The 26719-nt window shown below is 41.6% G+C and carries 23 protein-coding genes; 13 read left to right on the forward strand and 10 right to left on the reverse strand.

Features of this window, described 5'->3' with window-relative positions; all coding sequences use genetic code 11:
• Position 1 precedes the first annotated feature (1 nt).
• The 4 genes from ACIQXN_RS03730 (at position 2) to ACIQXN_RS03745 (ending at position 5006) form a co-directional block, all read left to right on the forward strand.
• Positions 2-1231, forward strand: a complete 1230-nt coding sequence (locus tag ACIQXN_RS03730; RefSeq protein WP_402961934.1) for a sensor histidine kinase — start codon at positions 2-4, stop codon at positions 1229-1231.
• A 564-nt stretch (positions 1232-1795) separates the two neighbouring features.
• On the forward strand, positions 1796-2974 hold the full coding sequence (locus ACIQXN_RS03735) for a NupC/NupG family nucleoside CNT transporter (protein WP_402961936.1): 1179 nt from the start codon (positions 1796-1798) through the stop codon (positions 2972-2974).
• Between the two features lie 157 nt (positions 2975-3131).
• On the forward strand, positions 3132-4091 hold the full coding sequence (msrB, locus tag ACIQXN_RS03740) for a peptide-methionine (R)-S-oxide reductase MsrB (RefSeq protein ID WP_402961939.1): 960 nt from the start codon (positions 3132-3134) through the stop codon (positions 4089-4091).
• Between the two features lie 27 nt (positions 4092-4118).
• The gene (locus ACIQXN_RS03745; protein WP_402961941.1) at positions 4119-5006 is read left to right on the forward strand and encodes an STAS domain-containing protein; all 888 of its coding nucleotides are present in this window, start codon (positions 4119-4121) and stop codon (positions 5004-5006) included.
• 26 nt (positions 5007-5032) lie between these two features.
• On the opposite strand, the gene ACIQXN_RS03750 is transcribed toward ACIQXN_RS03745, so the two are convergent.
• From ACIQXN_RS03750 to ACIQXN_RS03765, 4 genes are all read right to left on the reverse strand, one after another.
• Positions 5033-6685, reverse strand: coding sequence for a glutamine--tRNA ligase/YqeY domain fusion protein (locus ACIQXN_RS03750; RefSeq protein ID WP_402961944.1), 1653 nt, complete (start codon positions 6683-6685; stop codon positions 5033-5035).
• Positions 6686-6946: 261 nt separating this feature from the next.
• On the reverse strand, positions 6947-7687 hold the full coding sequence (locus ACIQXN_RS03755; protein ID WP_402961946.1) for an amino acid ABC transporter ATP-binding protein: 741 nt from the start codon (positions 7685-7687) through the stop codon (positions 6947-6949).
• Positions 7688-7699: 12 nt separating this feature from the next.
• Positions 7700-8365 carry an amino acid ABC transporter permease gene (locus tag ACIQXN_RS03760; RefSeq protein WP_402961949.1) on the reverse strand — a complete coding sequence of 222 codons (666 nt, stop codon included), beginning with the start codon at positions 8363-8365 and terminating at the stop codon, positions 7700-7702.
• Between the two features lie 26 nt (positions 8366-8391).
• Positions 8392-9171, reverse strand: coding sequence for a transporter substrate-binding domain-containing protein (locus ACIQXN_RS03765; RefSeq protein WP_402961951.1), 780 nt, complete (start codon positions 9169-9171; stop codon positions 8392-8394).
• Between the two features lie 264 nt (positions 9172-9435).
• Here ACIQXN_RS03765 and purU point away from each other — a divergent pair, with 264 nt between their 5' ends.
• Entirely contained in the window at positions 9436-10338 is a 903-nt protein-coding gene (purU, locus tag ACIQXN_RS03770; RefSeq protein ID WP_402961954.1) for a formyltetrahydrofolate deformylase, read from the forward strand.
• A gap of 62 nt (positions 10339-10400) precedes the next feature.
• Here the strand turns inward: purU and ACIQXN_RS03775 are convergent, their stop codons facing one another.
• The 3 genes from ACIQXN_RS03775 to ACIQXN_RS03785 all read right to left on the reverse strand — a co-directional run bounded on the left by ACIQXN_RS03775 (position 10401) and on the right by ACIQXN_RS03785 (position 13009).
• Positions 10401-11057 (reverse strand): SIMPL domain-containing protein, encoded by a 657-nt coding sequence (locus ACIQXN_RS03775; protein ID WP_402961956.1) that lies wholly within the window; start codon positions 11055-11057, stop codon positions 10401-10403.
• A 125-nt stretch (positions 11058-11182) separates the two neighbouring features.
• Complete coding sequence (locus tag ACIQXN_RS03780) at positions 11183-11377, reverse strand: YwbE family protein (protein WP_057914066.1); 195 nt, start codon at positions 11375-11377, stop codon at positions 11183-11185.
• Between the two features lie 111 nt (positions 11378-11488).
• Complete coding sequence (locus ACIQXN_RS03785; RefSeq protein ID WP_402961959.1) at positions 11489-13009, reverse strand: FAD-dependent oxidoreductase; 1521 nt, start codon at positions 13007-13009, stop codon at positions 11489-11491.
• Positions 13010-13375: 366 nt separating this feature from the next.
• On the opposite strand from ACIQXN_RS03785, the gene ACIQXN_RS03790 reads away from it, so the two are divergent.
• A complete protein-coding gene (locus ACIQXN_RS03790; RefSeq protein WP_402961961.1) occupies positions 13376-14569 on the forward strand; it encodes an Alp7A family actin-like protein in 1194 nt (397 codons plus the stop codon).
• Positions 14570-14577: 8 nt separating this feature from the next.
• Complete coding sequence (locus ACIQXN_RS03795; protein WP_402961964.1) at positions 14578-15126, forward strand: hypothetical protein; 549 nt, start codon at positions 14578-14580, stop codon at positions 15124-15126.
• 103 nt (positions 15127-15229) lie between these two features.
• On the opposite strand, the gene ACIQXN_RS03800 is transcribed toward ACIQXN_RS03795, so the two are convergent.
• Complete coding sequence (locus ACIQXN_RS03800; protein WP_402961966.1) at positions 15230-16522, reverse strand: NCS2 family permease; 1293 nt, start codon at positions 16520-16522, stop codon at positions 15230-15232.
• A 299-nt stretch (positions 16523-16821) separates the two neighbouring features.
• On the opposite strand from ACIQXN_RS03800, the gene ACIQXN_RS03805 reads away from it, so the two are divergent.
• From ACIQXN_RS03805 to ACIQXN_RS03815, 3 genes are read left to right on the forward strand one after another with little or no spacing between them, the layout of a single operon-like run.
• Positions 16822-18336: a DEAD/DEAH box helicase gene (locus ACIQXN_RS03805; RefSeq protein ID WP_402961969.1), complete on the forward strand. Its 1515-nt coding sequence runs from the start codon at positions 16822-16824 to the stop codon at positions 18334-18336.
• 14 nt (positions 18337-18350) lie between these two features.
• Positions 18351-19259 (forward strand): phosphotransferase, encoded by a 909-nt coding sequence (locus ACIQXN_RS03810; protein WP_402961971.1) that lies wholly within the window; start codon positions 18351-18353, stop codon positions 19257-19259.
• 29 nt (positions 19260-19288) lie between these two features.
• Positions 19289-20494 (forward strand): class I SAM-dependent methyltransferase, encoded by a 1206-nt coding sequence (locus ACIQXN_RS03815; RefSeq protein ID WP_402961973.1) that lies wholly within the window; start codon positions 19289-19291, stop codon positions 20492-20494.
• Between the two features lie 174 nt (positions 20495-20668).
• Here ACIQXN_RS03815 and ACIQXN_RS03820 read toward each other — a convergent pair whose 3' ends face one another.
• Entirely contained in the window at positions 20669-22219 is a 1551-nt protein-coding gene (locus tag ACIQXN_RS03820; protein ID WP_402961976.1) for an ABC-F family ATP-binding cassette domain-containing protein, read from the reverse strand.
• Positions 22220-22487: 268 nt separating this feature from the next.
• Between ACIQXN_RS03820 and ACIQXN_RS03825 the strand changes: the two genes are divergently transcribed.
• Positions 22488-24680 carry a DNA topoisomerase III gene (locus ACIQXN_RS03825; RefSeq protein WP_402961978.1) on the forward strand — a complete coding sequence of 731 codons (2193 nt, stop codon included), beginning with the start codon at positions 22488-22490 and terminating at the stop codon, positions 24678-24680.
• A 445-nt stretch (positions 24681-25125) separates the two neighbouring features.
• Positions 25126-25269: a hypothetical protein gene (locus ACIQXN_RS03830; RefSeq protein WP_402961981.1), complete on the forward strand. Its 144-nt coding sequence runs from the start codon at positions 25126-25128 to the stop codon at positions 25267-25269.
• Between the two features lie 138 nt (positions 25270-25407).
• Here the strand turns inward: ACIQXN_RS03830 and ACIQXN_RS03835 are convergent, their stop codons facing one another.
• Positions 25408-25569 (reverse strand): hypothetical protein, encoded by a 162-nt coding sequence (locus ACIQXN_RS03835; RefSeq protein WP_402961983.1) that lies wholly within the window; start codon positions 25567-25569, stop codon positions 25408-25410.
• A 356-nt stretch (positions 25570-25925) separates the two neighbouring features.
• Between ACIQXN_RS03835 and ACIQXN_RS03840 the strand changes: the two genes are divergently transcribed.
• Entirely contained in the window at positions 25926-26609 is a 684-nt protein-coding gene (locus tag ACIQXN_RS03840) for a DUF421 domain-containing protein (protein ID WP_402963309.1), read from the forward strand.
• Positions 26610-26719 lie beyond the last annotated feature (110 nt).

A 26719-nucleotide genomic window follows, 5' to 3' on the forward strand; every position in this document is an offset into this window, starting at 1 on the left:
CATGTTTCAAAAAACGAGGCTTCAATTAACCCTTTTAAATTCAATTGTCTTCATTGTTCTTATTGCCATATTAAGCAGAACGATATATTTCTATACAGAAACCCAGATTTACAGGGAGGTTAATGATTCATTACTTGAACAAAGGCTGGGAGGCATGCCGGGTGGAAACCGACCTCCAGGTGAATTTCAATTAGGGCCAGGCCCGAGTGTGATCGTCTGGGGTCCGACCGAAACAATCATTGAGCCAAGATTAAACGAAGAGAGTTTCTTTAAGGTCAATGAATCGGAATTTTTCCCGAAAACCTTCGGTGAGATTGAAGAAATTTCAGTCGATGGGGCTACATATCGGGCGATTTCCACCCAGGTCGATACAGAGTATGGAAAAATGACCTGGCAATTCATACGGAATGTAGATTCAGAAAAAGCCATGCTTAATCGTTTATTGCTCATTTTGATTATGGGCGGAGGAATGGGAAGCCTTTTGGCTATAGGGGCTGGATACCTTTTAGCGGGGAGGGCACTGATTCCGATAAAAAAATCGTGGGAGCAACAGCAACAGTTCGTTTCCGATGCTTCTCATGAAATCAGGACGCCCCTAGCTGTCATTCAATCGAGAGCGGACCTCTTATTTCAATCACCTTCTGCGACAATAGAGGAAAAGGCAGTTGATATCTCGATTATTTCTAAAGAAGTCCGGCGATTGAATAAGTTAGTTAATGGCCTTTTGATTTTGACTCGAACGGATTCGAACCAAATGGAGGTCAAGAAAGACAGCTTTTTCTTGGATGATTTAATTAACGAGATTGTCGAACAGTATACTGATATAGCTTCTTTCCAAAATAAAACGATGACTAGCTTTGCTTCCGAACAAGTTATGTTTTTTGGGGATAAAGAAAGGATTCATCAGTTACTGGTGATATTGGTAGATAACGCATTGAAGTTTACGGAGGAAGGCGGGAATATTTTTATATCGTGCGTCAAGAGTGCCTCGTCCATCATTCTTTCCGTAGAGGATGACGGAAAGGGGGTCCCTCAAGAGGAAATCTCGAAAATTTTTGATCGGTTTTATCAAGTGGAACAATCCCGCTCTTCGAACGAAGGCTCTGGACTTGGTCTCTCTATCGCTAAATGGATTGTCCAATCACACCAAGGGACCATTAAAGTGACGAGCGAGGAAAATAAACGTACACGTTTCGACATAACATTCCCAAGAAATCAAAGGGATAAATGATGAATGAAAAAGGCTCTGATTTCCCATTTAATTAATGGAAAGTTAGGGTCTTTTGGATAATCCTTTTACTAAGATAACTTTTATTTCATAGAGGGAAATGAAAAAAATCGAATAATTCAAAGCTTGATAGCGATATATGTTTCAATTTTTTAATCGTGCAAGCGATTATTGGCACAATGATGTACCTGCAATAGGATACAAAAAAAGTGTAAAAAAAAGATATTGAAGCTGACAGTGGATCGGGTTACAGAAGGGGATTTACTGGTAATTTAAGTTAAATGTTAATCGGAAAAGGATAGTCAACTACGAGAAAAAGCTCTTCATGGACAGGGGTGGATATGGAGCCACGATAAAGGGAATGATTTAAAGAAAAGGTCGCTTACCATTTCATAATGATTAAATAGAAAAAATATTATTGCACTAAAAAAATTATTAGTATAGTATATAAAATTGAAGAGGTACGGACAAGATATTTTGGCTAAAAGAGAAAACGCTTGCATAATTCTTTAAGGTACCAGTTATTAATGTAAAATAAATTAAATTCACCTAAGTGGAGGCCGCATAATGAAATTTCTGATAGCAATTTTAGGGCTGATCGTTGTTTTTGGACTTGCTTTATTAGTGAGCAGTGACCGTAAGAAGGTCAAAGTTAAACCAATCATCTTAATGATTGTGATACAGCTTATATTGACGTATATATTATTGAATACGAAGTTTGGTCTTGTGATTATCAATGCCATTGCTGACGCATTTGGAATGCTTTTGAAATGGGCTAATGAAGGCGTAACATTCGTCTTCGGCGGAATCGTCAATGAAGGAGCGTCACCCTTCTTTTTAAATGTACTTCTTCCGATCGTGTTCATTTCTGCCTTGATTGGGATCTTACAGTATCTAAAGATCCTGCCGTTTATTATGAAGTGGATTGGTTTACTGATCAGTAAGATAAATGGAATGGGTAAACTGGAATCTTATAATGCGGTTGCTTCTGCTATCGTTGGTCAATCAGAGGTTTTCATCACGTTGAAAAAGCAGCTAGGAGCCATACCGCCTTCACGTATGTATACGCTTTGTGCTTCTGCCATGTCCACGGTATCCATGTCGATTGTAGGGGCATACATGACCATGGTCGAACCAAGGTATGTTGTGACGGCAATCGTTATTAACATGTTTGGCGGATTTATTATTTCTTCGATTATTAACCCATACACGGTGTCCGAAGAAGAGGATATCCTTGCTGTTGAAGAAGGGGAAGAAAAGCAATCTTTCTTCGAAATGCTTGGAGAATATATCATGGATGGATTTAAAGTGGCAATAACAGTTGCGGCCATGTTAATAGGTTTTGTCGCTTTGATTGCGGGTATCAACAGCTTATTCGATCTGGTACTAGGTATCAGCTTCCAAGAAATACTAGGGTATATCTTCGCACCGTTTGCATTCATCATGGGTGTACCGATGTCGGAAATTGTATCTGCAGGTGGAATCATGGCTACGAAATTAGTTACGAATGAATTTGTTGCCATGCTGAGTTTAGCGGATGCAGGGTTTAGTGAGAGGACTTTGGGAATCGTATCGGTATTCTTGGTATCATTTGCAAACTTCTCATCAATCGGGATTATTGCAGGTGCAGTCAAAGGTTTAAATGAAAAGCAAGGGAACGTTGTGGCTCGATTTGGCTTGAAGTTACTTTATGGTGCGACGCTTGTCAGCATTCTTTCAGCCATCATTGTCAGCGTCATCCTTTAATGCATTTCTTGATAATAAATGATGATGAAAGGCACTTAGGACAAATCCTAAGTGCCTTTTTATTGGCTTAGTATTAAATTTTCATGGGAATAGAAGGGTTTTATTGTTAGGATATGTAATAATATAACAGAATAAATAGTCGGAGAGGATGCTATGTATGACGGGGAATGAAAGAGAGGTAGCTACTTTTGCAGGGGGGTGCTTCTGGTGTATGGTGGCTCCCTTTGATGAAATGGATGGAATGATAAAGGTGATGTCCGGCTATACAGGTGGAACGACTATCAATCCAAGATACAAGCAAGTGATTTCAGGGCAGACCGATCATGTAGAAGCGGTTCAGATGGTATTTGATCCAAGCCTCATATCTTATAAAGAGTTACTCCGGGTTTTCTGGCAGCAGATTGATCCCACCGATGAAGGTGGTCAATTTTCGGACAGGGGTAAGCAATATAGATCTGTGATTTTTTATCATAACGAGCGTCAAAGACAAGAAGCTGAGGAATCCAAGAAAGAAATAAGAGAGAGCAATCGATTCAATGAGCCGATTGTAACGAGCATTGTACCGGCAATGGAGTTTCATGAAGCCGAGGAATATCATCAAGACTTCTACAGAAAGAATCAATTTCGATATGCCTTGTACCGCAAAGGTTCAGGCCGGGATGCTTTCTTAAAAGAAAACTGGCCCGAAGATCGAACCCACCTTAAAGAAATCTTAACGGAAAGTCAGTTTTACGTTACACAGGAAAATGGCACAGAGCCGCCTTTTGATAATGAATATTGGGATCACTTCAAAGAAGGCATTTATGTGGATGTCGTTTCTGGAGAGCCCCTATTCAGTTCCAAGAATAAGTATGATAGCGGTTGTGGATGGCCAAGTTTTACAAAGCCCATCATGTCCGCAAGTGTCCATGAAAAAATTGACCTAAGTTACCGGTCTACTCGTACTGAGGTAAGAAGCAGGGAAGGAGATTCGCATCTTGGACATGTATTTCCGGATGGGCCGGCACCACAAGGTAATCGTTACTGTATCAATTCGGCAGCCCTCCGGTTCATTCCTAAAAGTGAAATGGAACAGGAAGGGTACGGAGACCTATTATTGCTATTCCGAATGAAATGATGTTGTTGAGAGATAGGAGAATACATGATGAATCATGCTAATGAATTGTTATATCGCTATATTATGGACCACTCTTCCACGATTACAGAAAGGTGGTTGGCTTTACGTGAAAAAGTGGATGGATCCATTTATTCGGTAGACAATCATGATGAAGTGGAAGCGCTTCTCAGAAAACAAAATACACTGACCATAAAGACCGTAACAAGCATCTTACTGGATGACCAAACTATTTTCATGGAAAATATGGAAAATTGGGCATTAATTGTTGCGAAAAGCAGGGTTGACTTCGAAACCCCCATATACGAAGTGTTAGATGCCCTCAATAAAGTACGAGTAACATATTGGACCTTTATGAAGGATTATATGTTACAGGAGGAACCGGCAGTCACGAAGGAGATGATTATCCAGTGGAGCGACTTGATTCATGCGGCTTTTGACCAGTTGAACCGTGAGTTTACCGAACAGTACTACAGGTTGACGGAAAAGAAGTTAATAGCTCAACAGGAAATAATTAATGAAATCGGTGCGCCAGTGATTCCGATTGTTGATGCTATTGCGGTATTACCTTTAATCGGAGAAATTGATACATTTAGGGCAAAGGAAATTTTGAATTTGACTCCATCTAAATGTATTGAACGAAACGTTTCTCATTTATTTATCGATTTATCCGGTGTTTCATTTTTAGACACGATGGTAGCCCATCAAATTTACCAATTGATCAGCACCTTGAATTTGTTGGGCATTGAAGCGACGATTTCCGGGATACGCCCTGAGGTCGCACAGACATCCATTCAGCTTGATGTTGACTTCAGTCACGTTCGAACTCACAGCACCCTCAAACAAGCACTCATTAAACAAGGGATTAAACTATACGAAAAGAATGAAAAAATGAATAAAAAGAACCAAACTCCATAATGGAATTTGGTCCTTTTTAATGCTTTTTATAATTTGAATGAACTTTTCAAGCCAACGATTTGATTGAAGACAAGTTGATTGGATGAAGTAAGTTTCGGATCAACATTGTAATAGCCATGTCTGAAGAACTGGAATTTATCCTGTGGCTTAACGTCTTTCATGTTAGGCTCAACGAATCCTTGTAAAATCTCAATGGATTCAGGGTTCACACGCTCTAAAAATGATTTTTCCTCTTCCTCGCTGTCCTCGTTATCCAAGATGAGAGGTTGGAAGTTACGGAACTCTGCCGAAACGGCTTGTGTAGCTTCGACCCAGTGAAGCGTACCCTTCACCTTACGACCAGTGAAACCAGATCCGCTTTTTGTTTCAACATCGTATGTGCAGTGAAGCTCAATGACATTTCCAGCTTCATCCTTTATGACTTCTTCGCATTTAATGAAATAAGCGTGTTTTAAACGCACTTCATTACCCGGGAAAAGACGGAAATACTTTTTCGGTGGGTTCTCCATGAAGTCGTCTTGTTCGATGTATATTTCACGTGAAAATGGAATTTGTCGTGTACCCATCTCAGGAACTTCGGGATTGATTTCCGCTTCCAACATTTCAACTTCACCTTCAGGATAGTTGGTGATGATGACTTTAAGTGGTTTTAGAACACCCATGGTGCGGGGAGCCTTCAACTTTAAATCTTCACGTACAAAGTGATCGAGCATTTGTGAATCGACTACGCCGCTGGTTTTTGCCACACCTATTTCTTGGCAGAAGGCACGGATGGCTTCTGGGGTATAGCCTCGTCTCCGTAAGCCGGAGATAGTCGGCATGCGTGGATCATCCCAGCCATCGACAAAACTTTCATCGACAAGCTGTTTCAATTTACGCTTACTCATTACCGTATTCGTCAGATTTAAACGGCCAAATTCATATTGGTGCGGTTTGCTTTCCATTTCACAATTGTCAACAATCCAATCATAAAGGGGACGTTGATCCTCGAACTCCAGCGTACATATAGAGTGAGTGACCCCCTCGATGGCATCTTCAATTGGGTGGGCAAATGCATACATTGGATAAATGCACCATTTATCTCCAGTGTTGTGATGCTCCGTATGGGAGATACGGTAAATAACCGGGTCCCGTAGGTTAATGTTTGGCGAGCTCATATCAATTTTTGCCCGCAATACTTTTGTGCCATTCTCAAATTCACCATTGCGCATTTTTTCAAATAGCTCAAGGTTTTCCTCAACCGTTCTATTGCGGTAAGGGCTGTCTTTACCAGGCTCCGTTAACGATCCACGGTATTCACGGATTTGGTCTGCATTTAGGTCATCAACATAGGCTAGACCTTTCGTGATAAGCAATACAGCCTTTTTGTACATTTCATCAAAATAATTGGAAGCGAAGAAAAGGTTATCCCACTCATAACCAAGCCATTTGACATCTTCTTTGATGGAATTGACATACTCAATATCTTCCTTCAATGGGTTTGTATCATCGAAACGCAGGTTCGTTTTACCATTGAATTCATCAGCCACTCCAAAATTCAGTATGATGGATTTTGCGTGCCCGATATGTAAGTAGCCGTTTGGCTCGGGAGGGAAGCGGGTGATGATATGATCATGTTTTCCGGACTCTAAATCGTCGTTTATGATGTTTTTAATAAAATTTGAAGAGTTATGTTCCAACAGAATTCGACCTCTTTCATTTATATACTTCTTTTAATTTTACCTGTATATATACCATAAATACAGACATTTTTCCATGATAGAGCCGGAATGGGGAGATAAGGACATGTTCTGTACAATTCATCTAGTATTTAGTTTGTGCATCTGGGCAGAATATATCCCTGAAACTTTGAAAGTAGTCCCTAAATCTATATAACTAGTATCAGGTTAAGAAAAGAAGCAATGCAGAAACTTTTCTGCATTGCTTCGGGATGACATTGATTAAAATACCGTTGTTTGTAAAAATTCCTTCGTCCGTTCTTCTTTTGGGTTGGTGAAAAATTCAGCTGGAGGACCACTTTCGATGACCCGCCCATTGTGCATGAAGACAATCCAATCGCCAACTTCACGGGCAAAGCTCATCTCATGGGTCACGACGACCATCGTCATTCCTTCGATGGCAAGTTCTTTCATCGTGGATAACACTTCACCGACGAGTTCAGGATCGAGGGCGGAAGTGGGCTCATCAAAGAGCAGGATGTCAGGCTTCATGGCTAGAGCCCGGGCGATGGCAACACGCTGTTTTTGCCCACCGGACAGTTTGCTTGGATAGACATCCGCTTTATCCGAGAGTCCCACTTTAACCAATAATTCTTTTGCTTCCTTGATGGCTTGGGATTTAGGGATCTTCTTAACATGAGTTGGCGCTTCTATGATGTTCTCGAGTACGGTCATATGTGGGAAAAGATAAAAATGCTGAAAGACCATGCCCACTTTTTCACGAATTTTATTAATATCCTGGTTACCAGGCTTAATTTCCGTTCCCTCAATCAGAATCTGTCCGCTGTCCTTTTTCTCTAAATAATTAAGGCAACGGAGCAATGTACTTTTACCGGAACCACTAGGGCCTATCAGACAGACGACATCGCTATCCAGAACCTTCATGTCAATATCCTTAAGGACATGTAGGTCTCCATATGATTTATTTAAGTTCCTTATGCGAATCATTTCTTTTTGTTCCATTTTCAATTCCCCCTATCGATCACTTATGGACAATTTCTTTTCGAATGCATTGACGGTTATGGTTAAGATGGCCACAAGTATCAAGTAATAAACAGCTACAATCAGTAGGTAAGTCATTTCATCAAAATTATTTGAACCTAATGTGGTGGCTACATTGAAGAGCTCATTCATCGAGATGAATGCGGCCAGTGAAGAATCCTTAAGGCCAATGATGAATTGATTGCCTAGTGGCGGTAGTGCACGGCGGAAGGCTTGTGGTAAAATAATCCTTCTTAATGTTAGGGACCTGCTCATACCTAGTGAACGTCCAGCCTCCATCTGTCCTTTATCGATGGATTGAATGGTTCCGCGTAAGATTTCGGAAATATAAGCCCCGTTATGGAAGGCGAGGGCAAGGGAAGCTGCCCAGAAATCGGGAAGCAGGAAGATGTTGCTTATACCAAAGTAGAGGATGAATATTTGGACGATCAATGGCGTGCCTCGGACAAGGAAAACATACGCATCTGATATCCAGGCAAGAATTTTTATATTAGAAATTTTTAAGAGTGCAAAAAGTAATCCAATGACGGTCCCTACTAAAATGGATACGACAGTAAGCTCCAAGGTTAGGAGCATGGCTCGGATGAACACATCCGAAGAACTAAATAATGTATCAAAAAAATGTGAAAAACTTGGCAATGTGACAACTCCCTTTCTTTCAATCTTTATTCAGGTTTGGTTGTGATATCTTCTCCAAAGTACTTTTTGCTGATTTCAGCAAGTGTTCCGTCTTCACGAAGGTTTTCTAGGGCACCATTGACGCGCACTAGTAATTTAGGATTATCCTGTGGCAATACAATGGCCTGTTCGCTACGTTCAATCAACTGTCTCCCTTCAATGTCAAAGCCTTCTTTCACGGCTTCTTTTCCAGTGACAAAATCAGTTATGACAGCATCATGACGCCCCCCGCTCAGTGCTTTCAGCGCAGTGATGTCACTATCGTAGGTTTTTACATTAGTTGTATACTCTTCAGCGGTATTCGCGTAGGTAGAGCCTTTAGAGGCGGCAACTTCTTTTCCTTTTAAATCTTTAATTGTCTTGATATCACTATCGGGTCGAACAAAGATTTGTGGACCTGAGTAGTAATATGGGGTGGAAAAGGCAACATGTTTACTACGCTGATCATTGATTGTATGGCTGGCTACAGCGGCATCTGCCCGTCCGGTTTTGACCCCCTCAACGATTCCTTTGAATTTTATTCGCTTAGGGACTGGCTTAAGACCTAATTCTTTGGCAATGGCCGTTCCCACTTCGACATCAAAACCCGTCACAGTCATGTCATCGTTAACATAGCTGAAGGGTTTGAACTCGCCTGAGGAAGCGAATACGAACTGATCTTCATTAATCAGTTTACTGCCATCCTCTAGCTGATCTTTCTCGGCACAGCCGGACAGGAGGCTAATTATGACCAATAATGCAAGAATGAATTTTACCGATAATTTCATGATTGTTTCTAATCCCCCTTTTTAGAACTAATAAAGTGTTCTATACCCAGTTGTCATCTGTCATAACCTCCTATTTCAGGTATAACGTCCTAAATGACAAAAAAACCGACCTTGAACGGGTCGATTCCTGTCATTTATTCTGTTTTTATTATGTCAGCATAGAGGTTTTGGACCTTGCTTTTCCTCCTTCTAGATGGACTGACATTAACTTTGCCTTTGAAATAAAGTATAATATAGCAAAAAAGAAGAAGGGCTGTGGGGATAATGGTGAATAACTTCGTGCAAGATCAGTTACAGGCATATCGTGAAAAGAATGAAGATAGAGGTCGCTTAATAATAAAGTGTCCAGACCAACCAGGAATTGTCGCAACGGTAACGGCATTCCTTAAAGAATATGGAGCGAATATTGTTGAATTGAGTCAGTACTCCATGAATCCTAATGGAGGGACCTTTTTTACTAGAATAGAATTTGATTGCCCAGGCTTAAAGGCAAAGTCAGGAGACATGGAAAAAGAATTTCAAGAAATTTCAGAAAGATTTTCCATGCAGTGGACGTTTAATTACGTAAGTGATTTAAAGAGGACGGCGATTTTCGTTTCTAAAGAACCACATTGCTTGCTTGAGCTGTTATGGGAATGGCAAAGTGGGAATCTATTAGCTGATATAGCGATTGTCATCAGTAATCACGAAGATAATAGAGAGATTGTCGAATCGATGAACATTCCTTTTTACTATATTCCAGCAAATAAGGATATTCGTAAAGAAGTAGAGGCACAACAGCTTAAACTGTTGGAGGATTATAAGATCGATTTAATCGTATTGGCTCGATATATGCAGATTCTGACGCCAGAGTTCGTTGCGGCTCATCCGAATAGGATCATCAACATCCACCATTCGTTCTTACCTGCATTCATTGGTGCGCGTCCATATGAACGTGCCTATGCCCGTGGGGTTAAGCTAATTGGGGCCACTTCACATTATGTAACTAATGATTTAGATGAAGGTCCCATCATCGAGCAGGACATTGAACGTGTCGATCATCGGGACTCTGCAGAAGAGATGAAGAAAATTGGTCGTTCTGCGGAACGCAGGGTGCTTGCTCATGCTGTGAAATGGCATTTGGAAGACCGCGTTCTTGTTCATGAAAACAAAACGGTAGTTTTTTAAAAAGCAGAACCCTCTTTTAGCGTAGAACATTCGCCGATAGAGGGTTTTTGGAATGCGATACTTTAATAGGTATATTCCATCCTTACAGTAGCTGTTATGTTTAGTTCCCCAGGCTGGATGGGGGTGGAGGCCATCTTGGTATAGGAATTGGTTTGGTAGAGAATGGGAGGCGTGGTGTCCGATATTTCTTCCACCAGAATGGGAATGGGTTTCAGGGTGATTCCTATGGTTCGTGCCATGGAAAGTGCTTTTTCATATGCATTCTTTAAAGCCAGCGAAAGAGCTTGGTTATAGTAGAGCTCTGGAGATGATAACGAAAAGCGGATACTGGAAATGGAATTGGCCCCACGACTGACAGCGGTGTCGATTATGCTTCCAATCGTTTCAATCTCAGTGGTTTGGATTTGGATAATATATTGAACTTTATAATTCTTGAAGAATTCCTTTCCATCAATATAATCATATTGCGGGTCAATCTTGTATTCGCTCGTTTTCAATTGATCTTCGGAGATGCCTATGGACTGGAGTCCGGTAATGAGATGTGCAATGCTTTGAGAATTGGCCTGTTGAGCCTTCTGGGGATCTTGATCTTCTGTTATGACCCCAAGGGTAATGGTGGCTTGGTCAGGGGCAGTCTGAAGCGTTTCAGAGCCGGAAACCTTTAAAACATGAGGCTTATGACGAGTGTTGCGATTGGGTGCGCTAAATTCCTGATTCATGATGACACCAACCTTTTTTAATAATGAGTTTACCCTATTGTACGAAGCTAAAAGGGAAAACATGCTCTCTTTTATATTGACAGAGGGAAGGATACAAAAAAACACTCGGTTTGAGCCGAGTGTTTTTATTTGTGGATGACCTGGACCCTACCAACCTGTCCATCCGTCAACCTCACTTTTATCCCATGTGGGTGGCTGCTGGAGTTAGTTAAAATGTCCTTCACTGTTCCACTTGTTAGTTTGCCACTCCGTTGATCTGCTTTTAATACAATATCCACAGAAGTTCCCGGTGTGATATCTTTGCGATTTTTACCGTTCATAATTTATTCAATCCCTTTTAGAGGTATTTGCAAGATAATGCATTACCTTCAGTATAAGGAAAACAGTTGTGTTAGTCGAATAATAGGTGGTAACGACCATATCTTAACCATTTAGCGTATCTTTTTGAGTGGCTCGACAGCTGGCCCTTCTATTACGTCTCCCGTAATAGAGAAACGTGAGCCATGACATGGGCAATCCCAAGTCCGGTCGCCGCTATTCCACGCTACCTCACACCCCATATGGGTACATGTGGAATCCACGATAAATAGCTGCCCCTCTTTATCACGATAACACCCGGCTTTATCTCCGTTCACTTTGACAATGGCTCCTTCATCAATCCCTATGTCTTCTGGCTTTTTATGAAGGATAGAGAGCTTACCTTGAATCATATGCTTGGCGACATCAGTATTATCTTTCACCATGTTTTTAATTCCATCTAGTCTGGCTGGATCGTACAGGTCTGTAAATTGATTGTCCTTTTGTAGAATTCGGTCGGTTAAGATCTTGGCGGCAATCGTTCCATTGGTCATGCCCCATTTTGCATAACCCGTTGCTATGAGCACCCGTGGGTGATTCGGAGTAGATGGTCCGACGAATGGTAGGTCATCGGGAGTCATAATATCCTGAGCGGACCAACGGTAAGGGATATCCTCCACATCGAAATAGTGAGAGCTAAAATCCTGTAACGCTTCATAATGTTTTATCGTGGATATGCCTTGCCCGGTTTTATGTCCTTCTCCACCGACAAGGATTAGCTTTTCCCCGTCGTCGTTTTCCGTATAGCGAAGCGATCGGGAGGGGGTATCGGCGCTGTAAAACATGCCTCCTGGATATTCTTCTTTCGTCTTAACGCCAAGTACATACGATCTTTTTACATGTACACGGGCAAAATATAATCCCATTTCGTCGTTAAAAGGAAAATGAGACGCGACAATGACATGGTTACAGGTGATTTTATGCCCGTCCTCAGTCAAAATGGTCGGTTTAGCGCCGTCTTCAATCTTCATGGCTGTGGTATGTTCATAAATTTTTCCGCCACTTTCAAGAATGGGGGAGGTGAGAGCCATTAAATATTTTAAAGGATGGAACTGAGCTTGATCCTTCATGATTATGGCAGCTTTGCAAGGAATGGAGAAAGGGATGTTGTCGGTATAATCACCGGGTATCTCCAGTTTATGATAGGCTCTCAATTCCTTTCGGATTTTATTGACATATTCATCGGTATTGGCATACACGTAAGCATCCTGAGTGGATAAATTACATTCGATGGAGTGCTCATCTATCAAACCTTTGATAATGTTCATGCCCTCTTTATTTGCTTCGTAATATAACTTTGCTTTTTCTTCACCATGTTCAGTAATCAATTTGTCATAAATCAGGCCATGCTGGGCAGTAATCTTGGCTGTTGTATGGCCTGTTGTCCCATTAAGGATTTCGCTAGCTTCAATGAGTGTGACTTGAACTCCTTGCTTGGCTAAAAGATAAGCAGAAGTTATTCCTGTAATCCCTCCTCCTACAACTAAGACATCGGTTTGGATATCTGATTCGACCTTTGGGAATGAAGGGAACGACAATGTGCTTCTCCAGAAGGGTTCAGGGTATTGAGGAAGTTCTGTATTATTATCAGTCATTGATATACCTCCAGAGGTTTAAGAGTTATTACCGTATATTACCATTCCCATTATTCCTTTTTAATATTCTCTTTTTTTGGTAGAGAAAGATGAATTGAAAAGGTTATTTTGATAGTGTATACAAAAATGTATACTTGTAAACAAAATAAGATTGTTTGTAAACAATTATGTATACATGTTTACAAAGATGTATACATGGCTATATATAAGGATGTGTACATATTTGTTCCTATGTATACAAAAAGAATACATATTACGGAAAAATGTATACCTAATGTATCATTGACTAATTTGGTATTTTTTTCTATTGTTATTAAGGTACACAGTCTTAGTCTTAAATTTTTTTAAAAAAGGGGATGTTTTAAGATGAGTTCTAGAATCGCAGCAGTAGATGTTGGAAACGATGCTATCAAAGCTATTTTTGGAAAACTAGAGTCAGAACTATATATACCGAATGTTATTGCAAAGGATATTGAGGACCGTCCGGTAATTGGGATAGAAGAACTTGATGAGAATAATCCGTTAGATGGGATTCACATTAGAGTCCACTCACCGGCGCTACAAGATAATAATGCCATTTACCGTGTCGGCAATTTAGCGACAAAAAGTGACAATCCTTCAGAATTGGATTTAGGCAGCAGTAAATCGGAAGAAGATCAAACGTTAATTATGCTTTTTGCAGCGCTGGCATTGGATGCGGCTAAACAAGGGAGCAATGATCGTTTTAAAAAGGTTAATAATGTTGTTGAAGCCAATTATACGTTAGGGACGGGCCTACCGCTCCGTGAAGTGAAGGAAGGGAAAGATGTTGGATACCGCTCTAAATTAGTCGGCTCCGTGCACCAGGTGGAATTTTTAATTACACCCAAATACCAGGGTCTGAAGGTTAATATCAAATTTGACGAAGTCAAGGTCTATCCAGAAGGATTTGCAGCTTACATCAACCTGGTCATGGACAATGATTTGAATATTATTAACCGTGAACTAATCGATAAAAGAATCCTTATTCAAGATATCGGTGGACTTTCGACGGATATCGCGGTCATCAAGAATCGCAAAGTGGATGATGATAAAGCCCAAGGGTTCAATCTAGGTGTGGCTGAGGCTCTTGAGTCAATTCGAGAAGAGATTAGGAAAAAACATGGTGTCGAGCTGGATAGCAGACGCGACGTGGTAGAGATTATTACGAAGAAAAATGATCGCAACCATATTATGGTTCGCGGAAGCCGGACAAGTGTACATGATATTGTTGACCGGATTCTAGGAGAACTGGCAAAAAAACAATACCGTCATCTTCGTAACGTTTGGAAAAAAAATTCGCAGACGGAGATTTGTTATTTCGTTGGTGGAGGTTCAATCGTACTGAAAGATTACTTAAAAACACTCAATCAAAACTTTGATGGGTACAATATCGACTTTTTTGAAGATGAAAGAGAAAGCGTTTGGATGATGGCCAATGCTTATTATAAGTTGATTTCCGATTTTAAACGCCGGAATTCAAAAGAACAGCAACATTCACAACCTACGAAGAAAGAACAACGTACAGGTTCAGTTAAATAGGTGAGAAGATGAAAAAAACAGCTTCTTCTGAAATCAAAAGAGGACAGGCCATCACTTTTCGTATCCCTTCAGATGTATCAGATTATACGTTAAGACAGCTGCAGAAGTTAAAGGAAACGGAAAGAAGGAATTTTTCCAGTAAAATTGCTGAGTATGTTCTCGATGGCGTCGGGCAATCCTCCCATCAGGAACGGGAAATGATTGCCTTGCCCATGCCGAACAAGCTTAGTAAATCTCAGCGTGACTGGCTTAAGCATTCCCACTCAGAAGCAATGCTTGGAACGATTTTATACCACCTTTTATCCGACCCATTGCGGGCCACGGCATTATTAGCCTCACTCAACAGCAATGTGATCAATGAGGATGTCTATTTAAAGGATCAGGTAGAAACGGTAGAAGAAAATGTGGAAGAGGTACAGAGAGACATACCTGAAATGGATTTGGATGACTTTGATTGGAGTTCGGAAAATATGTCCGAGCAGGCCGAGCATCCGGAATCTGAAGAGGAAAACCTCGATGACCTCCTTGGTGATTTTCTTGATCAAATGAACCAGTAAATATAAGAGGATATCCAACAGTGTGTCGGATACCTTCTTTTTGTTATCTATTGTAATAAGTAAGAAACGAAAAAGGAACCGTGAAATTTCACGGTTCCTTTTTTTATGCTAGGAAAATGAGTTGGTAAAGGAAAAGGAGGGCAAAAATGTACACCAACGGATGAACATCCCGGAACTTCCCTTTGGCAATTTTCAGTATAGGATAAGAAATGAATCCAAGTGCTATACCATTGGCGATACTTGAAGTAAGTGGCATCGTCACAATGACCAAAAAGGCTGGAAAGGATTCATCGAAATGAGTCCAGTCAATCTCATTAATGCTTTTGATCATCATGCTGCCTACTATGATCAAGCTGGGTGCAGTGATGGCCGCAATATTTGAGACAGCACCGATAAGTGGGCTGAAAAAGGCTGTTATCAAGAAAAGGATGGCTACAACAAGAGCAGTTAACCCTGTTTTCCCACCTGATCCTACACCAGCAGAAGATTCAACGGAAGCAGCGGTTGGACTTGTACCGAACATAGCTCCGATTGTTGTACCGACAGAATCCGCAAAGAAAGCACTGCCTGCTTTCTCCAACTTTCCGTCTTTCAATAAACCGGCTTGACGCACAATCCCAATTAAGGCTCCTGTAGTGTCGAATAACATGACGAGTAGGATGGAGAATACTACGCCATATAGTCCGTAGTTTATGACATCCGCAAAAGAAGTGATAGGGTTTGCAACAATGATGCCTTCCGGTAATGACGGAATTGAAACGAAACGATCAATCTTTAGCTGACCTGTAAAGAGGGCGATGATGGCTGTAATGATCATCCCGATGAAAATCGAACCCTGAACCTTACGGACCATCAAGACGATGGTTATTACCAAACCGATCAATGTAAGTGCTACACTAGGGTCCCTAAAGCTTCCAAGGGCGACTAGATTCGATTCATGACTAGCAACGACCCCTGATAAACGAAGCCCGATAAAGGTGATAAACAATCCAATCCCCGCACTTATAGCGTGTTTCAGATTATTAGGAATGGCTTCGATCAGTTTAGACCGGAAGGAAGTAAGCGATAAAACGACAAAGATAATCCCTGTAACAAAGACTGCCGAAAAGGCGACCGTGTATGAGATATCATGAGTGCCTAAGACAGAGTAAGCGAAATAGGCATTCAACCCCATCGCGGGAGCAATGACAATTGGATAATTGGCTAAAAAAGCCATACATAGAGTACCGATTAGGGTAGCGATGATCGTTGCTGTAAAGGCTTGTTCAAAGGGAACACCAGCATCAGATAGTATTTTGGGATTTACAACGATAATATAAGCTAATGTTAAAAAGGTTGTAAGCCCCGCAAGGACTTCTGTCTTAAAATTCGTTTTCCGTTCTTTTAATTTAAACATGCGGCCACTCCTTTTTTTATATACAAAAACTCCTTGTACAGACATTTACAAGGAGGAGACGCCCACCTTTTTCCAGCGAGTAGCTCAAATAGTATAGTTAGTTCAGAAATTTAAAATCTTATAAATTATATTAGAAAAACATATAAAGCACAATACCATGAAAAATTTTCTCTCGAAAATAGATAATGATATACTAACAAGGAACTTGGAGTAAAGAAATTAACCTTAATAAAGATACTATGTGAATATTTACGATGATTTATAAATATAAATGACAAATTTAGAGAGTAGGCCAATACATGACAAATTTCATAGAGCTGGGCATAAGCCCGGAGATTAACGCGATATTGAAGCAAAATGGCATTACAAACCCAACACCGATCCAGGAAAAATCAATACCGGACATTATGGAAGGCAGGGACGTCATTTCGAAGGCACAGACAGGAACCGGCAAGACATTGGCTTTTTTACTTCCAATATTAGAAAAGGTCGATCCCAAAGCTTCCCACGTTCAATCCTTGATTGTCACACCAACGAGGGAATTAGCGCTACAAATAACAGCGGAACTGAAAAAATTCGCTAATGAGATTGAGGAGTTGCAAGTGCTAGCTGTCTATGGTGGACAAGATGTGGAACAGCAAATGAAAAAGCTGACACGGAACATTTCGGTCGTCGTAGCCACACCGGGCCGATTATTGGACCACTTACGAAGGGGCACAATTGATCTGTCTCAAACGGAAACGCTTGTTTTGGATGAAGCGGACCAAATGCTTCATATTGGATTCTTACCAGAAGTGGAAGAAATCATGGGGCAACTTCCAGAGAATAGACAAACCTTGCTTTTTTCAGCTACGATGCCTGAACAAGTCCATCAGCTGGCCAAGCGCTATATGAATAAACCATTAACAGCTGCAGTTAAAGCTGAGCAGGTGACGGTGGAGCAAATCCGCCAACTTGTCATCGAGACGACGGACCGTGCCAAACAATCCTCATTGATCAGCATCATAAAGGAAGAACAGCCGTATTTGGCCATTGTTTTTTGCCGAACAAAGCGTCGCGTTTCTGTTTTGAACGATGCTCTAAAGGCCGCCGGTTTCAATTCTGATGAGCTTCATGGCGACCTATCACAGGCAAAACGAGAACGAGTCATGAAAAACTTCCGTGATGCGAAGCTTCAATATCTTGTGGCCACGGATGTTGCAGCGCGTGGTCTGGATGTTGAAGGCGTGACCCATGTTTTTAACTACGATGTCCCAGAAGATGCTGAAAGCTACATCCATAGGATAGGGCGTACAGGAAGGGCCGGTGAGCATGGACTAGCCGTAACCTTTATCGCTACGAAAGATCTTCAGCTACTGAATGATATTGAAAAAGGCATCTCAATGAAAATTGAACGGAGAAAGATCGAAGGAGTTAAGATGTTCCAGCCGGGAGAGGTCGAGACCAAGCGTAAACGCCATAATCGTGACTCATCCGATGGGGAATCACATCGTCCACGTACGGGAGGTGGCCGCCGTCATAGAGAAAGAATCGATACGAGAGGGCCGAACCGAGGAAGTCACCGATCAGCTAATCAGGCAGACAATCGCGAGCTGAGTCTAGAGAACCCACGTGAGGGCACTGGAAGCCGTGGTCCTAAACGCGAAAACCCGCGTGGAGGACAAAGAGAAGATACCCGTGGGCGCAGTCGCGAAAATTCTCGGGGTGAACGACAAGGAGGAAGCCAAGGGTCTAGAAGGGGAAATACCCATAGCCCGAATGGTAACCGCAGGGGGGATTCAGGTAGTTCCCCAAGCAGGGGCAGAAACCGGTAAGGGGGGATGAGAAAGTGGATAAACCTTGGTTGGCAGAATATCCAGTTTCCTTGGAACTTGCAGAGCATTTGATAAAGAAACAGTTTCCGGATATTAATTTGAAAGAGGTGAGGCAACTAGGGGAAGGGTTTGACAATACAGTCATTCAATTGAATGAGGAATATGTATTCAGATTTCCCCGCAGGCCCATTGCCGTAACCTTAATTCAAGTGGAAAATATGCTTCTGCCTTCACTGGCGGGACACCTTCCACTAGCTATACCTGAACCGGTCTTTTTTGGAGAACCAAGTGCTGATTATCCGTATCCCTTTACCGGCTATAAGATGGTGAAGGGATACTTACCTATAGAAGAAACAAAGGATAGTAAGATTTCCTCGGCAATAAGGTTAGCCTACTTTCTGAAAATGCTTCACGGATTTCCTGTACAAAAGGCGAAACAATTGGGCATACGGCCTGATGGAATGCAACGACTCGATGTATCTTTTCGACAGATCAGCCTAGATGAGCATCTCTCGACATTGATGACACTGGGCTATTCCGAGCAGGCACATGCCATATCGGATTTTTTGAAGGATTTAGATTTATCGTACACCCCGCAATGCAATACCCTTGTTCATGGTGATATTCATGTCCGTAACGTCTTGCTCGATGAGGAAGGTGTGTTAGTGGGTGTCATCGATTGGGGAGACGTCCATATTGGGGATCCCGCCATCGATTTTTCCTTTCTGTACAGCTACTTTCCAAAAGAGGCGAGACAGGCCTTTTTTGAAATCTATGGTGGAATTGAAGCGAAAGTGGAAAGTTTAGCCAGATATAGAGCCGTTTACATGCTTGTCAGACTGCTTGTGTATGGAATTGATCGGGAAGACAATGAACTGATAACTCTCGCACGAAAGGGTTTAGGGTTGGCCATGGAAGATTGATTCTTATCTTTAACGATTAGGAGGTTCATATGAACGCAAAATATTTACATACAATTAAGTGGATAGGTGAATTGCTTGAAAGCGGGAATATCCCCTATCAATTTATGGGTCCCTCCGCTCTATTTATACAAGGGGTGGAAATAAAGGACTATTTAAACATAATGGTCGATGTGCAATGGGATGTCTTTGACGAAACGGTTGCCCTTTTTATAGATCATGCTCCTTCACAGCCCCAAAAAAATCCCGAAACAGCCTTTTTTCAGCTAGAAAAGGATGGGATACAAATCACGGTTCGTTGTTTGTTCAATATGACGATCAAAACGGATCCCTATCGGCTACCCATACCAGTCGGTGAAACGGAACTCTGGTGCCAATCGCTTTACAGCTACTTATATCATGCCGAAATGCAGAGAAATAGTGCTGAAATTCATTCTTATCTCTCTGCTGCACAACAAGGATTCACGGCGGAAAATGAACAGGCCTGGAATCAGAATAATTATCAGGCTCTAGTGAACCGTTACGGAAGACCGGAGGAACTGGCAGATAAGATCAAACATAATCCGAAATGGAGATTGCATCCGTTTTATAAATATATGGGAGAAATGGCAGGTCGAAAAGTCACTCATTTAATGGGATCGAACGGTGTTAAAGCGGTTGCCATGGCTATTTTGGGAGCTGAAGTCAAGGTCGTGGATTTTTCTCGGGAAAATGCGACCTTTGCGAAAGAACTCGCAGTATCATCAGATGTGGACGTCGAGTACGTTGTTTCTGATGTATTGTCTTTGCCTCCCGAAAACGTATTGGGCGATCAAGACTTCGTTCTAATGGAACTCGGCGTACTGCATTACCTCATAGATCTTCACCCATTATTCGAAAAGGTTAAAGGGATGTTGAAGCCAGGGGGACGATTCGTATTGCATGAATTCCATCCAATATCGACGAAGCTCATTACTTCTACGGGTAAAAAGCATAAGGTGACAGGCAATTACTTTGCCCCCGCCATCGAAAATAATGAGGTGGCTTTCTCTAAACATATGCCTGAAGAAGATAAACGTGGATTGGCAAAAGTGGTACAACGAAAATGGACGATAGGTGAGCTCATAACGGCTGTCGGACAATCCGGTCTCGTCATCAAAGTCCTGGAAGAGGAGCCAAACCATAAAATCAATGATATCGGGATACCTAAAACTTATACATTGGTAGCTGAACGTATCAGCGACACGCATGGAGCATAATGAGGAATGGTAATAATAGAAAAGAGGGGCTGTCCCAAAAAGGGTAGTTAAGCCTAAATTGAATAAATAAAGAGAGGCATAAATGTTGATTTAACAACATTTATGCCTCTTCATTTTTTGCGTTATTTCACTCAAAAAAGGGACTTATGAGACAGCCCCTTATTTTTGGTTGATTTAATTATTGTTTGACCATTCTTCAACGTCCCAGACTTTAGTGATCCAATCTTCGTAGAAATCCGGTTCATGGCAGACAAGGAGGACCGTTCCTTTATATTCTTTCAACGCACGTTTCAATTCTTCCTTGGCTACAACATCTAAATGGTTTGTCGGTTCATCGAACAGAAGCCAGTTGCTTTCCGTAAGCATCAACTTACATAAGCGAACTTTGGATTGCTCCCCACCACTTAAATGAGCCATAGGCCGAGTGATATGCTCATTTTTCAAGCCAACCCGAGCGAGGATAGCCCGTACTTGAGGTTGATCAAGATGAGGGAAGGCATTCCACACTTCATCAATCGGCGTGGTATTGCCAGCTTGTACTTCTTGTTCAAAATAAGAAGGGAAGAGGAAGTCACCAAGCGATCTTTTCCCGCTTAATGGTTCGATTTTACCAAGGATTGTTTTTAATAGCGTAGATTTCCCCACTCCGTTGCAACCTACAATGGCAATTTTCTCTCCGCGTTCAATGTTCATTGATAGTTTTGGAAGGAGCGGACGGTCATAGCCGATCTCGATATCTTCCCCTTCAAATACATAGCGGCTGCTTGCGCGTGACTCTTTAAAGTCGAAAGTTGGTTTCATTGCCGTTTCCGGGCGGTCGATTCGTTCTATACGATTCAATTGCTTTTCCCGGCTCTTTGCCCGACCAGAAGTTGAATAGCGGGCTTTATTTTTTGCGATGAAATCTTCCTGCTTTTTAATGAAATCCCGCTGTTTTTCGTACGCATTGATGTGTTGGTTCTTATTGAGTTCAGCAAGTTCAAGGAACTTTTCGTATGTCGCCGTGTAACGGGTCAATTTCGAAAATTCAAGATGGAAGATGACATCAACGACGCCATTCATGAACTCGGTATCATGTGAAATTAATAGGAATGCATGTGGATATTCCTTCAAGTAGGTGCTCAACCAGCGGATATGCTCCACATCCAAGTAGTTTGTCGGCTCATCTAGCAGTAGAACCTGGGGCTGTTCCAAGAGTAGTTTCGCTAGCAAAACTTTTGTCCGCTGTCCGCCGCTCAGGGCAGATACGTCACGGTCGAGACCGATGGCATCTAACCCTAGTCCGCGTGCTGCATCTTCGATTTTCATATCCAGATTATAAAAATCCCCAGCCTCGAGTTTATCCTGGATTTCGCCCATTTGTTCTAAAAGCTCCTCTAGTTCTTCAGGAGTTGCCGACCCCATTTTCTCGGTCACTTCATTCAACGCTTTTTCCTGCTCGAATAATGGTAAGTAAGCGTCTCTTAAAGCATCGCGTATCGTCTTGCCTTTAGTCAGGACCGTGTGTTGGTCCAGATAACCATATTCAACACCTGGAGTCCATTCAACCCGGCCTTCATCATGAATCAGTTGTCCAGTAATGATATTCATCATCGTTGATTTCCCTACGCCGTTAGCACCGACGAGGCCTACATGCTCCCCAGCCATCAAGCGGAAAGTAACATCTTTGAATAATGTCCGATCGCCAAAGCTGTGTGCCAATTTATCTATAGAAAGTAAGCTCATTTATGTTGAACCTCCCAATTAATTTGAAAAAATCTCTACGTTTCATCATACTAAAATCTGTACTAGATTGCTATCTAATCTAGTAATTTACATATTGTACTTAGATATAACAGCATGTAACCACTAGGGCAGGGATAGTGTAGGGACCGGCTTCACCCACTCGTTTCTGACCAAGTTGGCTCCGGTTTTTACCCATGGACTTTATCGCTCTGACATAAGATATATGAGATAATGAGGGAAGCAGTTTAAAAGGGAAAGGATGTTTTTTATGAGTAAAACAGTCGTACTGGCCGAGAAACCATCGGTCGGAAGAGATATAGCAAAAGTGTTGAATTGTGAAAAAAAAGGCAACGGTTACTTGGAAGGCAACCAGTATATCGTCACATGGGCACTCGGACATTTGGTGACCCATGCCGATCCGGAAACGTATGACGAAAAATATAAAACATGGCGGCTCGAGGACCTTCCTATGTTGCCTCCGTCGTTGAAACTAGTAGTGATCAAGCAATCCGGGAAACAGTTCCAAGCTGTAAAAACGCAGTTGAACCGAAGTGATGTCAAAGATATCATCATTGCCACGGATGCAGGACGAGAAGGGGAGCTCGTCGCACGCTGGATTTTGGAAAAGGCCCATGTTAAAAAACCAATCAAGCGTCTCTGGATATCTTCCGTCACTGACAAGGCGATTAAGGATGGGTTTAATAAGCTGAAGGATGGGAAAGAGTACGAAAATCTATACGCCTCTGCAGTGGCAAGGGCTGAGGCAGATTGGATCGTCGGTATGAATGCTACGAGAGCACTGACAACAAAGCATAATGCTCAGTTATCCTGCGGCCGCGTACAAACGCCGACGCTTGCGATGATTGCTGCCAAGGAACGGGAAATTAAACAATTCCAGCCCAAAAAATATTACGGTGTTACGGCTACGGCAGAATCTAAACTGCGTCTTGTCTGGCAGGATGTCCATTCGAAAGATATACGCACATTCGATAAGGCAAAGGCAGAAAAGGTACTTGCTGGTGTGAAAAATAAAAAGGCTGAAGTGGTGGAAGTGAAAAAAGCCCATAAGAAGAATTTTGCTCCTCAGCTATATGATTTAACCGAGCTACAAAGGGATGCCAATAAGAAATTTGGTTATTCGGCGAAAGAGACGCTATCCATCATGCAACGTTTATATGAGAGCCATAAAGTATTGACCTATCCCAGAACGGATTCTCGTTTCTTAACGTCGGATTTGGTCGATACGCTGAAGGAAAGATTACAAGCAGTCAGCATCAAACCATATGCCCAGTATGCATCGAGGATATTGCGTAGCCCGATCAATACTAATAAATCGTTTGTGGATGACAGCAAGGTTACTGATCACCATGCCATCATCCCGACAGAGCAAACGCCTCTACCGGGTAAATTGAGTGACAAGGAATCAAAAATCTATGATTTAGTCGTCAAACGTTTTCTTGCTGTCCTTATGCCACCATTTGAGTATGAGCAAACGACGGTCATCACAAAAGTGGGCAGTGAAACGTTCATCGCTAAAGGAAAAGTCATCTTGAAATCAGGATGGAAGGAAGTCTATGATCATCAGTTCGAGGAAGAGGAGGCAAAAGATGGTCTTGCAGAGCAATTGCTTCCGACACTTGGGGAAGGGGACATCCTAGACATCTCAGCAGTGAAACAAACAGAAGGGGAAACGAAACCACCGGAACCATTCAATGAAGGGACCTTGTTATCGGCAATGGAAAACCCCGCTCGTTTCATGGCTGGTGAAAGTAAAGACCTTATTAAGACGTTAGGAGAGACCGGTGGTATTGGTACCGTTGCAACCCGGGCTGACGTCATTGAAAAATTGTTCAATAGCTTTTTGATTGAAAAGCGTGGGAAAGGTCTTCATGTTACCTCAAAAGGCAAACAGCTCCTCGAGTTGGCTCCTGAGGATCTACGTTCACCTGCGTTAACGGCACAGTGGGAACAAAAACTTACGGCCATCGCTAAAGGAACGCTAGAGAAGCGTACGTTCATTGGCGATATGCGCACCTATGCGCAAAATATCGTTCGCGAAATTAAGACAAGTGATCAAAAATTCAAGCATGATAACATTTCCGGCACAAAATGCCCGGACTGTGGCAAGTTAATGCTTGAAGTAAACAGTAAAAAAGGAAAAATGCTCGTTTGCCAAGACCGTGAATGCGGTCATAAAAAAGGTGTTTCACGTGTAACAAATGCAAGGTGCCCGCAATGCCATAAAAAAATGGAAATGAGAGGGCAAGGCGAAGCACAGACCTTTACATGTAAATGTGGTTTTCATGAAAAACTGTCTTCCTACAACAAGCGAAAAGGGCAAAATAAAAACAAGAAAGTGTCGAAAAACGAAGTCTCGAATTATATGAAAAAACAAAATAAAGAAGAGCCAATCAATACCGCATTAGCGGATGCGTTGGCAAAGCTAAAATTCGATAAATAATAGAAAAGGGTCCAGTAGCGGGAATGCCAATCGCTACTGGACTTTTTTTTGAGCAAATGGGGGAGTTAACATACTAATAGTAATTTATATAAAATTAGTTTTAAAAAATAAGGGGTAACCACCATGAATGTACCAACTGATCAAAGCTTATCGGCAATTATAAAAGAACGTCACTCTGTCAGGAAATTCGATACCACTTATAAAATTCCAACAGAAGAAATCAAAAATCATGAATGAAGCATCCTAGCACCTTCTTCAAGCAATCTTAACCTTGGCGCTTTATGGTCATCGAGGATCAAGAGATTAAAAAGGAACTACGCCAGATAGCCAATAATCAGGAATCTGTCGAAATCTCTTCTGCCGTCATTGTGGTATTGGGAGAATCAGAAATGTACAAAAATGTAGATAAAATATACCATGCAGAATGAATGTGGAGGCTGGATTCATGGACGAAGGGACGCGTGCACGCATCGTAGAAAATACGATGAATACGTATCCTCATGCCTCAAAGGAAGCCAGGGAAAGTATTGCTAGCCTCGATGCAGGACTTGTTTCCATGCCAGCTTATGCTAATAGCGAAGTCTTATGACACAGTTACAATGGGTGGATTTAACAACAACAAGATTGTCGTTGGATGAAGTGGCAAAATTCATCTAAATGGTTAATGAGAAAAGGATGGAGCGTTTGCTCCATCCTTTTCTCTATCACTCGTCAATTAAAAGATCATTTAAATTTTATTCAGTACGGTGCCTTGTAAATCAAATTCAAGCGTTTTGTCGGTCGTTTGTTTGACCGTTTCTAATGGTGTGAGCGTACTGAATGGCGACTGATCACCTGGACTGAAAACCGCTTCATCATTCTCTGGATTCCATTGGCTGTAAATACTCATGTTAGTATCCTCCTTTGGGTGAGAAGATTTGTCGTTTCTTTCATGGCTTCATCGAACTTTTCAATAACTTCTAACGCTGATCACCGGGACTAAACACCGCTGCGTCATTCTCTTTGTTCCATTGGCTTCTGATAGTACTCATCTTGCACATCATCTCCTTTGGTGAGAATGTCTTACACTATTTATATACCCGGGTGGGACAAACTTAAACAATTTTTTCAAAAAAAGTAAAATTAAATAATTAACAAACAATGATTTTCGACTGCCTGAAGATGAACCTTTTTACAATATTCCTATCACTTAAGGTAACAATATTGTAAAAAAGGGGGTGATAATTTGGGATCACCGAAATAATCATAAGAAGTACATTGTCATTTCTTGTCTTATTGAGTCTTACGCGGATTATGGGGAGAAAAGAAATCTCGGAGATGACATTCTTTAATTTTGCTTCAGCCATTTCAATTGGTTCAATAGCGGGGAATCTTTCTTTTAACCATCGTTTAAGCATTCTGAATGGTATTATCGCGTTAATTGTATGGAGTTTACTTACACTTTTATCAGGACGGGTTGTCATTAAATCGAAAAGGGCACGAAAAGTACTGAATGGAGAGCCCCTTTTCATTATCAAAAATGGTAAAATGGTGGGAAAATCACTTCGCAAGGTTAATTTGGATACAGATACGCTAACGGCATTGCTGAGGCAAAAAGATATTTTTTCAATCACTGAAGTGGAATATGCCATTTTTGAAATTACGGGTAAACTTTCCGTTATGAAAAAAGATAATAAACAACCGGTCACGAGAGAAGATATAAATATTGTCAATCCCCAAAAGAAACTGTCGCCCATCATAACAGGAGTTGTATCAGATGGAGTGATTAACAAGCGTAATTTGGAAAAGTTGAATCTTGATACGGACTGGCTGAATGAACAATTATTACAAAACGGAATTTCAACAGTTTCCGGCGTCTTTTATGCAGAAGTTCAACCAGATCATACACTTTATATCGACAGTAAAAATGACCACCTTCATAATCGGTAAAGCAATGGAAAACCTGGCATCCTGGACGGATCCTTAATGGAGACAGATAACTATATAAAATAAAACAGCCAAAACCTATGCATAACAAGGTTTTGGCTGTTTCTCATTAG

The organism is Peribacillus sp. NPDC097295 (genome assembly GCF_044761665.1).
Classification (GTDB): Bacteria; Bacillota; Bacilli; order Bacillales; family DSM-1321; genus Peribacillus.

Excerpts from the sequence above, each read along its gene's own strand:
- ACIQXN_RS03730 (WP_402961934.1), top strand. The coding sequence starts at position 2 with ATGTTTCAAAAAACGAGGCTTCAATTAACCCTTTTAAATTCAATTGTC.
- ACIQXN_RS03735 (WP_402961936.1), top strand. The coding sequence starts at position 1,796 with ATGAAATTTCTGATAGCAATTTTAGGGCTGATCGTTGTTTTTGGACTT.
- msrB (WP_402961939.1), top strand. The coding sequence starts at position 3,132 with ATGACGGGGAATGAAAGAGAGGTAGCTACTTTTGCAGGGGGGTGCTTC.
- ACIQXN_RS03745 (WP_402961941.1), top strand. The coding sequence starts at position 4,119 with ATGAATCATGCTAATGAATTGTTATATCGCTATATTATGGACCACTCT.
- ACIQXN_RS03755 (WP_402961946.1), bottom strand. The coding sequence starts at position 7,687 with ATGGAACAAAAAGAAATGATTCGCATAAGGAACTTAAATAAATCATAT.
- ACIQXN_RS03765 (WP_402961951.1), bottom strand. The coding sequence starts at position 9,171 with ATGAAATTATCGGTAAAATTCATTCTTGCATTATTGGTCATAATTAGC.
- purU (WP_402961954.1), top strand. The coding sequence starts at position 9,436 with ATGGTGAATAACTTCGTGCAAGATCAGTTACAGGCATATCGTGAAAAG.
- ACIQXN_RS03775 (WP_402961956.1), bottom strand. The coding sequence starts at position 11,057 with ATGAATCAGGAATTTAGCGCACCCAATCGCAACACTCGTCATAAGCCT.
- ACIQXN_RS03780 (WP_057914066.1), bottom strand. The coding sequence starts at position 11,377 with ATGAACGGTAAAAATCGCAAAGATATCACACCGGGAACTTCTGTGGAT.
- ACIQXN_RS03785 (WP_402961959.1), bottom strand. The coding sequence starts at position 13,009 with ATGACTGATAATAATACAGAACTTCCTCAATACCCTGAACCCTTCTGG.
- ACIQXN_RS03790 (WP_402961961.1), top strand. The coding sequence starts at position 13,376 with ATGAGTTCTAGAATCGCAGCAGTAGATGTTGGAAACGATGCTATCAAA.
- ACIQXN_RS03795 (WP_402961964.1), top strand. The coding sequence starts at position 14,578 with ATGAAAAAAACAGCTTCTTCTGAAATCAAAAGAGGACAGGCCATCACT.
- ACIQXN_RS03800 (WP_402961966.1), bottom strand. The coding sequence starts at position 16,522 with ATGTTTAAATTAAAAGAACGGAAAACGAATTTTAAGACAGAAGTCCTT.
- ACIQXN_RS03805 (WP_402961969.1), top strand. The coding sequence starts at position 16,822 with ATGACAAATTTCATAGAGCTGGGCATAAGCCCGGAGATTAACGCGATA.
- ACIQXN_RS03815 (WP_402961973.1), top strand. The coding sequence starts at position 19,289 with ATGAACGCAAAATATTTACATACAATTAAGTGGATAGGTGAATTGCTT.
- ACIQXN_RS03820 (WP_402961976.1), bottom strand. The coding sequence starts at position 22,219 with ATGAGCTTACTTTCTATAGATAAATTGGCACACAGCTTTGGCGATCGG.
- ACIQXN_RS03825 (WP_402961978.1), top strand. The coding sequence starts at position 22,488 with ATGAGTAAAACAGTCGTACTGGCCGAGAAACCATCGGTCGGAAGAGAT.
- ACIQXN_RS03830 (WP_402961981.1), top strand. The coding sequence starts at position 25,126 with ATGGACGAAGGGACGCGTGCACGCATCGTAGAAAATACGATGAATACG.
- ACIQXN_RS03835 (WP_402961983.1), bottom strand. The coding sequence starts at position 25,569 with ATGAGTATTTACAGCCAATGGAATCCAGAGAATGATGAAGCGGTTTTC.